This is a genomic window from Natronococcus jeotgali DSM 18795, assembly GCF_000337695.1.
Lineage (GTDB): Archaea > Halobacteriota > Halobacteria > Halobacteriales > Natrialbaceae > Natronococcus > Natronococcus jeotgali.
Genome location: NZ_AOIA01000045.1, coordinates 36111 through 47678, shown reverse-complemented (window position 1 = coordinate 47678; position 11568 = coordinate 36111). Strand labels below are relative to the sequence as shown.

The window sequence follows — 11568 nt, the reverse complement described above, 5'->3', positions numbered from 1 at the left end:
CCGAAGGATCATCTTGCAGGGTCGCTGAACTCATCCACCTCAGCGTTCACCCTGCTCTTTGGTGTGCTACTCGTTCTATGACACCCTCATGTTACAATATATCGAGATGAGCGTAGTACAATTATAGAAAGAGCCAGGTATTGTTAGTGGTCTGAATTACCGTATTAGTGAATAGACCTATTCCGGGGTTATATTTCGGGATCGAGGCAAAACCAAGGACCTCTCGAGTACTGAATCCTCGAGGGGAGTCTCTATGAGAATTGAGGGCGCTATGTATCCTCACGCTCAATGACCTCAGCGAAGGCGACGTTCTCCCGAACGCCGGTAACTTTGACTTTCACATGATCTCCCGGTTCCGTTTCGGGTACGATAATCACATAGCCACGCTCGACACGAGCGATACCATCGCCTTGTTCTCCGGTGTTTTCGATCTCGACAGTCCGTATTTCGTCTTCTGTAACCGGTGGCTCAGGAGGTGAGGTCTCGGATGACTCTCGAGTTTGCTCTGGTTGGTCGTCTGAATTCGACGAGAGAGCCGGAAGGAGTGCTGTCTGATACACCTCTTCTAACTGTATATCACCATCGTTAAACTCGCGTTTTGGGACTTCAATTACGTACGAACCGTCTTGTTCTTCGACCGTAGCGCTAAATACACATAGTAGCTTTTCAGAAATTTCCATGAGTGCTCGTTCTTCGTTACCAGACTCGTGAGCAACACCTTTAGTCCGGCGAATGACAACTATAGTAACTTCCTGCGTTCGCGATACTGCTCATGCCCCGGGCTCGTTGACCTAATTCGGTGACTTCGTCGGTACGGCTATCACTGATCTTGAGCAATGGCGACAATCTACGCTACCGAATTGAGAAACACGAAAAGAACGACTCCCCTGCCATATCTCTACCTTGTGATCAGAACCACTTAAAGAAGAGACTGCGCTTTAGTCGAATTCCTCACCAGCGTATTCGTCTTCCCACTTGCGGCGCGCTTCGAGTTCACGTCGTCCACGCTGCGTGAGGGAATAGATGTTTGTCCGCTGATCGAGGTGGCCTTTATCGATCAGTCCTTTGTCGACGATCGTATCCAGATTTGGATACAGACGGCCGTGATGGACTTCTTTCTCGTAATAGTCCTCGAGTTCTTCTTTGATTGCAAGTCCATGCGGGTCATCTAATCCGGCGACAATATAGAGCAGATCGCGCTGGAATGCGGTCAAATCGTACATATCAGATCTACACCCGTTACTCGCTTAAAACCCACTCGAAGGACAGTACTCCGATATAGACTCTGGGCAGAATTCAATAACGAAGAGAAGAAGGAGAAGCTGTTCAGAACCGATTGTTTGGTGGGAGAGACGGACAGCTACAAACGCGCCATTGCCTACTTGTGATTCATTGCTCGAGGGTTAAATACCGGCGAATTCGACCACTCAGACTTCGTCTTCGGCTTCGAGTTCGAACTGCTCGTTTTCGGCAACGCTATTCAGAACGATACTGGTGTTCGACTGCTTGATGTCGGGATCAGTTACGAGGGCTTTGATCTGGTCGTTCATATCATCAGTGTCTGTGAACTTGCCAATCGCGATGATATCGTAGTCACCAGTGACTTCGTAAACAGACATCATCTGATCATGATCCTGGAGTGTTTTTGTGATCTCACCGAGTGCACTTCCCTCGACCTTGAGCTGCATCACTGCCGTTACATCGTATCCGATAGCATCGTAATCGACGATCGGTGTGTACCCCTGGATCACACCGTCTTCCTCGAGATTAGAAAGGTGATTCGAGACTGTCGTGACGGACACATCGAGTTCTTTAGCAAGACTTCGAAGGCTCGCACGTCCATCCGTGAGAAGTTCATTGACCAGATCTGCATCCAGATGCTCGTAAGTCATTAAATAATACAGCGGACGTATCCTATTAGAAATTTACGAATGTCCACGATACCACCCTATAGAAAGTCATCTACTATACTCAGATTTCTCGCCGAAACGAAGTAACGAAGCAAATGTCGATCCATATGCGTTCAACGACGTAGTCTCAACTTATCCAATGGAGAGACCACGGATATGATCTCGATGAACGTGTCCTACCGGTCCCGCTGAGAGTCATAGAGAAAGTTGCGTACTCCTTCGTTCGCCGGTAGGTTCTCTCGGAGCCCGAGATACGTCTGGAGATGTCCGTCTTGATTATTCTTCACGTGGATCGTCGACAAGATGCCAGAATGCCGTTGGTTCATGGACGTATTCGATCTTATAGCGACAACAGTAACCCCAACCGAACGGCCTACCTCGACCATTCAGGCCACGTCGGCGCCGTCGGCTGTGGAGAGGCCGGCGACATCACCCTCGTCGATGCACCGTTCGACGACCAAACAGACGCTCCGGACCACACTCGGTATGTGGGCTTTGACGGCGATCGGGAGGAAGCCGTGGTTGCTGTTCGGACGAGTGGGCCCCTGCAGTACGTGGTGAGTCTCGCGACAGCGTTAGCCTCTCCTCGTTTGATCAACCGAGCGCTCACCGACAGCCGCCTCGAGTCCCTGGAGGATCTGCCTGCGATTCTTCGGGATGCTCGGTGTATCGGTGGACTCTCTGATGAAGCCCTCGAGGATCCCGAAGCACTCCGTGAAGCGTTCATCGAGTGGGGTACCGATCTCGAGGATCTCACGGCGAAGCTTTCGGCCGGCGAGTACGAGGATCGCGATCGGTTTCGTGGATCGATCATGCGGTCGGCTCACGGGCTTGCTGGCTCGATTGTGCATCTCTTCGATGCTCTCGGGATCGACGTCGTTCGCGAACTTCGAGTCCCGTCCGGGCTCGATACGAACTCACTGAACGAACTCGCGACCACAATCAGCATTGCAACGGCAATTCAGTCGAAATACGGTGCGTTCGCCTGCTATCGCCAGTTGTTCGAGTCTCGAGAGGAAAAACGCCAGAGTGCGCTGTCACCAACAGTCGACGCCAACGACCCGCTGGGAACGCTCATCGGCTCCGTCGTCGTTCGTGGTGAAGATATCTACCGACTCCGTCCCAAGCTCGAGCAATCGCTCGAGACGCCAGCAGCGCTCGCTGAGGATGCTCCCGAATTCGCGGTCCTCGTCTCCCTTTCGACGGTCGATCGAACCGCCTACGCATCGGCTGCGACGCGAATTCTGCAGTTCAAGAATCTGCGACCGACTCGAGAGACTATCTCGTTGCTCCACGCATAAGCGATGCACACCGACTATCTCACCGAGCGGAGTCGGTTGCTCGTCTCGACTGGCTTTATTTCGTCGTACACGACCTACAGCACGTTCGCGTACGAAACGGTGGCGGCCGGACCCGCACTCGGTGTCCTCAACGTCGCCGCCAGTTACGCGTTCGGCTTCGCTGGCGTCGTCCTCGGTCGCTGGGTCGCACTCCGGATCGGGGGTGAGTCCACGTGATTGAGCAGATGACTCTCGTCGGTCTCGGCGGCGTTGTCGGCGCACTCGGCCGGTACACGGTCGCGGCACTCATCGAATCGGATGCATTCCCGCTGTCGACGTTTCTGGTGAACGTCGTCGGCAGCTTCCTGCTGGGTCTCGTTTTCTTTGCGGACATGGGAGAGTCGATCCAGCTGTTCGCCGGTGTCGGCGTCTGCGGCTCGTTTACCACGTTCTCGACGTTTTCCGTCGACACGGTTGGACTCATCGAAGAGGGGAAGCTCCGGACCGCGATCGTCTATGCGACCAGCAATATTCTGGTTTCGGTCGCAGCGATCGGAATCGCCTGGATCCTCGTGGGATAGTGACTGCCGGCCTTCGGAGGCCGCTTCGGAACCGAGCGCCCACAAACGTGGGCTCGCTGGGGGAAAAGAAGTACAATCAAGGTGCCCACGGCCAAAACCCGGCTGCCATCAGGTATCCGGCAACGCCTGTAACGATACCGACCAGTGTCGTGAACCAGGCGATGGGAACCGTGTACTCATCCAACTGGAGTCCTAACAGCACCCAGAACGTGGCCCAGAGGACCGCCCAGATCCACCAGAGTCCGGCGAGTCCAAGGTCACCATCGAGGAACACGAGGTAGCCCGTCGGGATGGCAACGGCGGTAACGAGGATGCAGTACCACCCGAACGATCGCTGATCGCCGATGTCGCGGATTGCGTTCGCTCCGATCCAAAGGTATGTAAACGAAAACAGCAACGTCCCCGCGGCGACGAACGCGTCGCCGGACTCGTACTCGCCGAACGCCCACAGTTCGCCGAACGCCCACCAGATCGCCATCAAAAACAGTAATGCTCCGACGAAGATGTTGAATATCGCCACATCTCGGTGATTGCCACGCCCGAGCAGCCAGATCCCATTGACGACCAGCACCATACCAACGAAGATCAGCCCCATACCCAGGATCATGTACAGTGACATTGGTGTTCACCTGATTGTGTGTAGTCCGAATGCTGCGTGTTAATAACACGCAAAGTTTGCTTCAGTGAACGGGGTAATAACTCTCACCACAGGTCGTGTGAAATATCACTGATCGATTATGGTCATGAAACGATCAATGAACGAACATTCGATAGGTACAGCAGCCGACCCGTGGCGTGGGTCCCGAGAGCGCACGTACAACGGTTATGTTGCAGGGGATGGTTGGGACATCCACAGATGACGGCGGACGAGACACCCTCCATCGTCGATCGAAACCGGCTGGCACCGAAATCACTCACGGACCGCGTCGACGCAGTCAGCGTCGGTGACGAGATTACGTTCAACGATCGGGAGGAGTCCTATGAAGTCGTCGAGACAGACAGGTATTCCGTGACGCTCAGTGGGCTGAACGACGAGCGCATCACCCTCTCACAGAATCTTCAGACCGGTGGCTGGGCCGTTCACGAGGAACTCTGGTGGGTCGGGCCCGGTGATGCCGAAGACTGACTCTCAAAGGACTGTGGATTATTTTTCGAGGGGTGAGAGCCGTCCGTTGACCGCTTCGACTGGGTGTGACAACGCAGTCCCGTCGGATCAGGCTGGCCGGAGGAACGCGCGAAAATCGAGGTCGTCCTTCGAGTCGCCGACGACATCAGATCCTTCCTTCTCGAACGGGCGATCGAGTGCCGTGTCGTCGACGATAGCGTCACTGCAGAGTTGATCTGCGATCTGCTGGGCGCGGTCTGCGCGCGCTCCTGAGGTCCGGAGCACGATTCCCGCGGACTCTGTGCGTACGAGTACAGTTGCCGCCCTCGTAGCGACGGACTCACTGTCGTCGCTTTCGGAGACGAAGACGCTGGCGAACGACTCGCCGTTCCATTCCAACAGCTCCAAGTCCGCGTCGTCACTCTCCGCAGAGCCTTGTCGATCGGCCGCCAGGTCCGAGACCAGTCGATGGAGCGTCTCGGCCCGCTCAGTGGCCCGCTCTCGCCACTGTTCGGGGCCGCCCTCGGGCGAGCAGCGAACGCGGTATCGATCGTCGTCTAGCTGCTCGAGGAGACCGTATGCGACCAGCAACGCGAGTCGGTGCTCGAGGCCAGGAGTCGTTGATTCGACTGTGCCGTCGTGGTCTTCGAGCGCACCCGCCGAGAACGACCCGTCACCGAACACGGCGTGTGCGGTGAGATACGTCTCGAGACAGTCATCGATCGCCGGCAGTGAATCGAGCGTCGCCATCGAACCAGTACCGTACTCGGCAACGTTCGGACTAAAAATGTTGTCGGGGTGTTCGACGATCAGACGCAGCCGTCGCTCCCGAGCGGCGTCGGTCGACGTGTAGGGTAAATGTCCCCTCGATAAGGATTGTAATCATAAGTGTGGTTCGCGTTGTGAAATAGCTATAAATGCACGTATGTGGGACGTTGACTCGTGTCATGCCTGAAACAATATACGAGGTGGACGTCGACGCACCACCCGACGAACAGCCAGACCCGGTCGTCAACCGGTGGCATCCGGACGTGCCGCCAGCGGCGACGATCGAACCCGGTGAAAAGGTCAGGATCGAGTGTCTCGACTGGACGGGAAATCAGGTGAAAAACGACGATAGCGCCAACGATATCCGGGATATACGCCTGGACCCGAACCACCACCTGAGCGGCCCTTTCGAGGTCGAGGGTGCCGAACCGGGCGACATGCTCGTCATCGACATTCTCGATCTGGGGCCGTTTCCCGACAACGAGTGGGGATTTACTGGAATCTTCGAGTTGGACAACGGCGGCGGGTTCCTCACTGATCACTTCCCGGAAGCCCGGAAGACGATCTGGGACGTCGACGGCGTCATGACCCACTCACGACACATCGAGGACGTTCGGTTCCCGGGTTGTGTCCACCCTGGTATCGTCGGCACCGCCCCCTCACACGAACTGCTCGAGGAGTGGAACGAGCGCGAACAGGCGCTCATCGAACGGGGGCCGGAGGCCGAGACGGCCGTCAATCACGAAACCCGAGAGGACGACCCGCCCCTTGCGCTGCCGCCAGAGCCCAACGAAGTCCTGCTCGGAGATATGGACGACGAAGACGTCGAGGAAGCGGCCGAAGAGGCTGCACGGACGATCCCGCCCCGAGAGAACGCCGGCAACTGCGACATTAAGAACCTCGGTCGCGGCTCCCGGGTCTATCTGCCCGTCTTCGTCGACGGTGCCAACTTCATCACCGGCGACCTGCACTTCTCACAGGGTGACGGCGAGATCACGTTCTGTGGCGCGATCGAGATCGCTGGCTGGATAGACATGCGCGTCGACGTCATCAAAGACGGGATGGAACGGCTCGGAACCGACTACGCGATGTTCAAACCCGGCTACCAGGACCCGGACTTCTCGAACTACGTGGTCTTCGAGGGGTACTCCGTCGACGAGGACGGCACCCAGCACTACAAGAACGCGAACGTTGGCATGCGTCGGGCCTGCCTGGACGCGATCGAGTACCTGACTAACTTCGGCTACACGCGAGAACAGGCCTATATCCTCCTCAGTACGGTTCCGGTCGAAAGCCGCATCGCGGGCATCGTCGACCTGCCGAACACCTGCGTGACGGTGTCGGTTCCTAACGAGGCATTCGATATCGACATCGATCCGGATACGCTCACCGACGAGTACGACTCCAGCGACAAAGGCGATGTCGCGAAGCCGTCCTGAGTCACCGTCGATCCGTTCCGACGATTTTCCGTTCGTCGGTGCCTGTCGGACGATAATACCATCTCAGCTAGTGGCCGAGCGCCCAGGGGTAGCCATCGGTTCCCTCGACCACGCCCCCGTGGCCGTGACTGTGATCGTGATCGTGGTCATGGCCGTGGTCGTCGTCCTTGCGAGTCACCGCGACGACTTCGTCGACGCGGACAAGCAGGTTCGCTGCCTCGGTCGCACTCGCGATCGCCCGCTCGGTAACTGCAGATGGCTGGAGAACGCCTGCCTCGACGACGTCACCGATCCGGGCCGACTCCGACTCGAGGCGTAACCCCGTCGTCTGCTCGCCGTCGTGGTGGCTCGCTCGCAACTCGACGATGGTGTCGATCGGGTCGAGTCCGCCGGAGGCGGCGAGGGTTCTGGGGATCTCCTCCAGGGCATCGGCGAACGATTCGATCGCGAGTTGCTCCCTTCCGGAAACGTCCGTCTCGTACTCGCGGAGATCCTGGGCGAGGGCAACCTCCGTTGCGCCGCCACCTGGGACGACGACACCCTCCCCGATCGTTCGTGAGAGGACGTGGAAACAGCCGTCGACGACCCGTTTGGCTTCGTCGGCGACTTGCTGTGTGCCCCCGCGGAGGAGTAGGGACGCCTGATCGACGCCCGGCCCGCCGTCAACGATTGCTACCTCGGTCGCCCCAAGGTCGCGGCGCTCGACTCGGTGGGCCACTCCGGTATCCGCGTCGGTCAGGTCGTCGACCGTCCCGACCGGTGTCGCGCCCGTCGAGCGCCCGAGCTTCTCGAGTTCGTCCTGTCGGGTCCGTTCGACCGCGAGGACGCCGGCCTTCGCCAGCAGGTGTCGAACCGTGTCGTCGATCGACTTCTGGCAGAACACGACGTCCGTGCCTGCGTCGGTGATTCGACCGACGTACCGGTCGTAGACCTCGCGTTCGTACTTTCTGAACTCGTGTCGATCGTCCGGGGACTCGAGGCTGACCGTCCCCTGGCCGCTGGCCGTCTCAATCGTGAGCTGGTCGTCGATCAGCGCAACGGTGGCGTCCTCGAACGTGTCGGGACTATCGGGATCGGGGGAGACCGGCGTCGTCGACGACGAATCCATGTCGATGACGAGACCATCGACGACCTCCGTCTCGTAGTATGAACTGCCCGGTATCACCTTCCGCGTGAGCCGTTTCAGATCGACGACCTCATCCCGTTCGATCGCACGGACGGCTGCAACCGTCTTTTCGGCGAGAAACTCGCTCGCCTCTCGGTCCCATTTGCCCGTAATCGCCGTCCTGGCAACGGCTCGAAGCTGTTCGTCGTCGTCGGGATCGACCGAAATCGCCAGCTCAGAAAGTGTCTCGCGGACGCGATCGGCAGCGAGCGTGTATCCGCGGGCGATCGTCGTCTGGTGGAGCCCGGTTTCGAGAAGCGACTCGGCTTCGGCGAGCAACGCGCCTGCGAGGACGATCGTCGACGTCGTCCCGTCGCCGACCTGCGAATCCTGCTGGGCCGCCACGTCGACGATCGAGTCCGCAGCGGGGTGGACGATCTCCATCCGATCGACGATACTCGCACCGTCGTTAGTCACGACGATCGTTCCGTCCGAACTGACGAGGAGTTTGTCCAGCCCCTTCGGTCCGAGCGTCGTCTTGACCGCTTCTGAAAGCGCCCTGGCAGCCGCGATGTTGTCCGCCTGTGCGTCGCGGCCGTCCAGTCCTTGCATCCCGTCACCCTTTGAGAGAACCCGATACGGGTTGATACTTTCTGTCATGGAGCGTGCGGATGTGGCTCTCACCGACTGCGACCAAAAAGCTACTGTGGCGTTTCAATGGCGAGCGAGACGATTGCGATGGGTGCCTCCCGAACACTTACCCCCGTGTCTCTGGTGCGGAACGGTATGGACGACGACGACATCGCGTCCGCCGCGACCCGGTTCCACGAAGACGTCCCCCACCAGTTTCAGGTCTCGCTGACGATGTCGATGGAGACTCGTGAACGGCTACGGGCGACTCAAGAGGAACTCAACGATCGCGTCGGCGAGCGACTGTTCACGACGAACGACGTCATGCGGATCGCGCTTGTCGGCGCGAGCCAGTACCACGCCCTCGCGACGGGTGAGACCGACGAACTCACTGACGAACTCGAATCCGTCGACGAGGAGCAACTACAGGCGCTGACCGGCGTCGTTCGATCAGTCCTCGACGATGACGGAGCGATCGACCGGGTCGACGGGGAAACGACCTAAAAACCGAGAGAATCCGTGTTCGACCGTTCAGCCGAGCGGATCGTCGGTGATCGGGATCTGCCCGTGGCTCTCGTGTTCGTCGAGTGCATCGGGGCTGATGTTGAACTCGAAGACGCCCTTTGGCACGGCGATCGTCGAGCACGCGTTTGGAATGTCGACGATACCGCTCTGTCGCCCCTCGATCGGGACGGTACCGAGGATCATGTACGCCTGTTCGCGCGTGTAGCCGAACTTGGTCAGGTACTCGATCGCCTCGAGTGCGGCGCGGCGGTACGCGACGTGTGCGTCCATGTACCGCTGTTCGCCCTCTTCGGTCACGGAGTAGCCCTCGAAGACGACGTAGTCTGAGAAGTTCGGACCCCGGTGTCCCGGTTCGAAGATGGGGTGGTCGATGCCATACTTGTTCATCCCGTCTTTGACGAGTTCGAACTTCAAGTCCACGTAGCCGGCCATCTCGATCGCGCCACAGAACGTGATCTCGCCGTCGCCCTGTGAAGCGTGGATGTCGCCAATGCCGAACTTCGCGCCGTCGACGAACACCGGGAAGTAGATCGTCGACCCGAGTGAGAGGTCCTTGATGTCGCAGTTGCCGCCGTGCTCTCGGGGCGGAACCGTCCGGGCCCCTTCTTCGGCAATTCTGTCGGCGGCGTCGCCGGTCGCTTCGCCGGGAAGCGCGCCGTCAGTGGTTGGCGGCGACGCGACGGGCGGTTCCGACTCGCCAGTCGGGTGATTCTGGATTGACTCGGGATCCTCTTCGTGTTTCTCGATTAGTTCCTGTTCGCGCTCGTTCCACTCCTCGAGCAGTTCCTGGGACGGTGCAGTCCCGATCAGCCCCGGATGAATCATCCCTTCGTAGTAGATGTCCTGAATGTGTCTCGAGGAGACGTACGTCCCGTCGAGGTCCCAGATCGCCTTCGCCGCGTCCGGGAAGTGATCGGTAAGAAATCCGCCGCCGTTTTGTTGGGAAAAGATTCCGGTAAATCCGAATTCCGATCGCTCGTTCAACGGCCCAATATCGAGGAGCGTCGTCTTCAGCAGGTCCCCCGACTCCGCACCGCTCACTTCCACGGGGCCGCTCAGGTAGTGGACCTGATTGAGATCGACATCTCGGACCTCGTTCGCGTTGTCGTTGTCCTGTATCTGTCCGCCAGTCCAGTCGAGACACTCGAGTCGGATTGTCTCGCCGGGTTCGACCGTGACAACGGACTCGATGTCTGGATGCCAACGGTTAAACGGGTTTGCCCCTGGCTGTTCGTCGGGTGGTGCGTCGACGTCCACCTCGAAGTGTACTTCTGGCATGGGTTGCTCCGGGCCGGTAAGCCCATTCCAAATGCCCATGAACGCGGCAATAATGTTTTTCTATGGCAACATTCGGTGTAATATAACTGGAGCAGAAGGTAGAATCTGGATCGAATACAGATGCGTGAATTGATACCACAGCAGTGATCGGCGTCTCACCGAAAGCGATCGACAGCCAGCACCGAAACGGAACGGGTCAATGCCACAGAATCGACCGGGAGATCAGGCGAAGAAGACGTGGCGCGGTCGATCGGCGAGGACGCCGCGGCCGAATTCGACGGTCTCGGAGAAGGCGTCACTACGGAAGAACGCCATGGCGTCTTCGCGGGAGTTCCACCGACTGGCGATGAACATGTCGTCCTCGTTTTCCTGGTTCGCCAGTAGGTCGGTCTTGCGGTGGCTGTCCATAGTTCACGGGATCGAATCACCGTTACGTCTGTGTATGACTGATGCATTGCAGAGAATCATTGAAGTCACTTCGGATCAATAAATATATATATATATATATATATATATATATATATGAACGGTCAGCGCGGTTTGATAACGGACAACGCTCCTAAAGCCGCCACCGATGCTCCGCCGAGCGCCAAACTTGTGCTGACAGTCATTGCACACGAGGGCTCTCTCACGCAGTCTCAACTTGTGGAGGAAACAATGTTACCCGCGCGAACGATCCGCTATGCATTAAAACAACTCGGAGAAGATAACCTCGTTACCTCGGAAATATCATTCATGGATGCGAGACAAAACATATACTCCCTTAACAATGATTGGTTCACAGAAGTAGCATCACGGTGACTCTATCGCAAAAACGAATGAACCGTACACGGGTTCAGTCAAGACACAGACTGGCCAGTTAAATATCCTCATGAATCTCTCTGCTGGTCGATTGAATGTCTCTTATTGGAGCTCCCCCTCGAATAGCTCCTATCTCGACTACGAGT

The 11568-nt window shown here is 57.8% G+C and carries 14 protein-coding genes and 1 pseudogene; 7 read left to right on the top strand and 8 right to left on the bottom strand.

Annotated elements, in window-relative coordinates:
* Window positions 1-269: 269 nt before the first annotated feature.
* From C492_RS22250 to lrp, 3 genes are all read right to left on the bottom strand, one after another.
* Window positions 270-680: a TRAM domain-containing protein gene (locus C492_RS22250; RefSeq protein WP_008421812.1), complete on the bottom strand. Its 411-nt coding sequence runs from the start codon at window positions 678-680 to the stop codon at window positions 270-272.
* A 258-nt stretch (window positions 681-938) separates the two neighbouring features.
* Complete coding sequence (locus C492_RS22245; protein ID WP_008421810.1) at window positions 939-1223, bottom strand: PadR family transcriptional regulator; 285 nt, start codon at window positions 1221-1223, stop codon at window positions 939-941.
* A 204-nt stretch (window positions 1224-1427) separates the two neighbouring features.
* Entirely contained in the window at window positions 1428-1892 is a 465-nt protein-coding gene (lrp, locus tag C492_RS07100; RefSeq protein WP_008421808.1) for an HTH-type transcriptional regulator Lrp, read from the bottom strand.
* A 608-nt stretch (window positions 1893-2500) separates the two neighbouring features.
* Here lrp and C492_RS25140 point away from each other — a divergent pair.
* Genes C492_RS25140 through crcB form a run of 3 tightly spaced genes read left to right on the top strand, consistent with a single transcriptional unit; the run spans window position 2501 to window position 3771 of the window.
* On the top strand, window positions 2501-3211 hold the full coding sequence (locus C492_RS25140) for a hypothetical protein (RefSeq protein ID WP_239643394.1): 711 nt from the start codon (window positions 2501-2503) through the stop codon (window positions 3209-3211).
* Between the two features lie 3 nt (window positions 3212-3214).
* Window positions 3215-3427: a fluoride efflux transporter FluC gene (locus C492_RS07090; protein WP_008421804.1), complete on the top strand. Its 213-nt coding sequence runs from the start codon at window positions 3215-3217 to the stop codon at window positions 3425-3427.
* 8 nt (window positions 3428-3435) lie between these two features.
* Entirely contained in the window at window positions 3436-3771 is a 336-nt protein-coding gene (gene crcB / locus C492_RS07085; RefSeq protein WP_008421802.1) for a fluoride efflux transporter CrcB, read from the top strand.
* Window positions 3772-3847: 76 nt separating this feature from the next.
* Here crcB and C492_RS07080 read toward each other — a convergent pair whose 3' ends face one another.
* Entirely contained in the window at window positions 3848-4390 is a 543-nt protein-coding gene (locus C492_RS07080) for an AmiS/UreI family transporter (protein ID WP_008421800.1), read from the bottom strand.
* 237 nt (window positions 4391-4627) lie between these two features.
* On the opposite strand from C492_RS07080, the gene C492_RS07075 reads away from it, so the two are divergent.
* Window positions 4628-4897, top strand: a complete 270-nt coding sequence (locus C492_RS07075; protein ID WP_008421797.1) for a hypothetical protein — start codon at window positions 4628-4630, stop codon at window positions 4895-4897.
* Window positions 4898-4984: 87 nt separating this feature from the next.
* On the opposite strand, the gene C492_RS07070 is transcribed toward C492_RS07075, so the two are convergent.
* Window positions 4985-5626, bottom strand: coding sequence for a hypothetical protein (locus C492_RS07070; protein ID WP_008421796.1), 642 nt, complete (start codon window positions 5624-5626; stop codon window positions 4985-4987).
* 197 nt (window positions 5627-5823) lie between these two features.
* Here C492_RS07070 and fmdA (C492_RS07065) point away from each other — a divergent pair, with 197 nt between their 5' ends.
* A complete protein-coding gene (gene fmdA, locus C492_RS07065; RefSeq protein ID WP_049892806.1) occupies window positions 5824-7083 on the top strand; it encodes a formamidase in 1260 nt (419 codons plus the stop codon).
* A gap of 67 nt (window positions 7084-7150) precedes the next feature.
* Here fmdA (C492_RS07065) and thsA read toward each other — a convergent pair whose 3' ends face one another.
* Window positions 7151-8800: a thermosome subunit alpha gene (gene thsA, locus C492_RS07060; RefSeq protein ID WP_008421792.1), complete on the bottom strand. Its 1650-nt coding sequence runs from the start codon at window positions 8798-8800 to the stop codon at window positions 7151-7153.
* A 174-nt stretch (window positions 8801-8974) separates the two neighbouring features.
* On the opposite strand from thsA, the gene C492_RS07055 reads away from it, so the two are divergent.
* Window positions 8975-9322, top strand: coding sequence for a hypothetical protein (locus C492_RS07055; RefSeq protein WP_008421791.1), 348 nt, complete (start codon window positions 8975-8977; stop codon window positions 9320-9322).
* A gap of 27 nt (window positions 9323-9349) precedes the next feature.
* Here the strand turns inward: C492_RS07055 and fmdA (C492_RS07050) are convergent, their stop codons facing one another.
* Together fmdA (C492_RS07050) and C492_RS07045 are read right to left on the bottom strand one after the other, a co-directional pair.
* Window positions 9350-10621 carry a formamidase gene (gene fmdA, locus C492_RS07050; protein WP_049892804.1) on the bottom strand — a complete coding sequence of 424 codons (1272 nt, stop codon included), beginning with the start codon at window positions 10619-10621 and terminating at the stop codon, window positions 9350-9352.
* 222 nt (window positions 10622-10843) lie between these two features.
* Window positions 10844-11029: pseudogene (locus C492_RS07045) on the bottom strand (antibiotic biosynthesis monooxygenase); the annotation flags it as partial.
* Window positions 11030-11143: 114 nt separating this feature from the next.
* Between C492_RS07045 and C492_RS22235 the strand changes: the two are divergent.
* Window positions 11144-11422 (top strand): MarR family transcriptional regulator, encoded by a 279-nt coding sequence (locus C492_RS22235; RefSeq protein ID WP_083898758.1) that lies wholly within the window; start codon window positions 11144-11146, stop codon window positions 11420-11422.
* Window positions 11423-11568: the final 146 nt, after the last annotated feature.

Bases quoted from the DNA above. Each gene is read 5' to 3' on its own strand.
- C492_RS22250 (WP_008421812.1), bottom strand. From the start codon at position 680: ATGGAAATTTCTGAAAAGCTACTATGTGTATTTAGCGCTACGGTCGAA.
- C492_RS22245 (WP_008421810.1), bottom strand. From the start codon at position 1,223: ATGTACGATTTGACCGCATTCCAGCGCGATCTGCTCTATATTGTCGCC.
- lrp (WP_008421808.1), bottom strand. From the start codon at position 1,892: ATGACTTACGAGCATCTGGATGCAGATCTGGTCAATGAACTTCTCACG.
- C492_RS07090 (WP_008421804.1), top strand. From the start codon at position 3,215: ATGCACACCGACTATCTCACCGAGCGGAGTCGGTTGCTCGTCTCGACT.
- crcB (WP_008421802.1), top strand. From the start codon at position 3,436: ATGACTCTCGTCGGTCTCGGCGGCGTTGTCGGCGCACTCGGCCGGTAC.
- C492_RS07080 (WP_008421800.1), bottom strand. From the start codon at position 4,390: ATGTCACTGTACATGATCCTGGGTATGGGGCTGATCTTCGTTGGTATG.
- C492_RS07075 (WP_008421797.1), top strand. From the start codon at position 4,628: ATGACGGCGGACGAGACACCCTCCATCGTCGATCGAAACCGGCTGGCA.
- C492_RS07070 (WP_008421796.1), bottom strand. From the start codon at position 5,626: ATGGCGACGCTCGATTCACTGCCGGCGATCGATGACTGTCTCGAGACG.
- fmdA (WP_049892806.1), top strand. From the start codon at position 5,824: ATGCCTGAAACAATATACGAGGTGGACGTCGACGCACCACCCGACGAA.
- thsA (WP_008421792.1), bottom strand. From the start codon at position 8,800: ATGCAAGGACTGGACGGCCGCGACGCACAGGCGGACAACATCGCGGCT.
- C492_RS07055 (WP_008421791.1), top strand. From the start codon at position 8,975: ATGGACGACGACGACATCGCGTCCGCCGCGACCCGGTTCCACGAAGAC.
- fmdA (WP_049892804.1), bottom strand. From the start codon at position 10,621: ATGCCAGAAGTACACTTCGAGGTGGACGTCGACGCACCACCCGACGAA.
- C492_RS22235 (WP_083898758.1), top strand. From the start codon at position 11,144: ATGAACGGTCAGCGCGGTTTGATAACGGACAACGCTCCTAAAGCCGCC.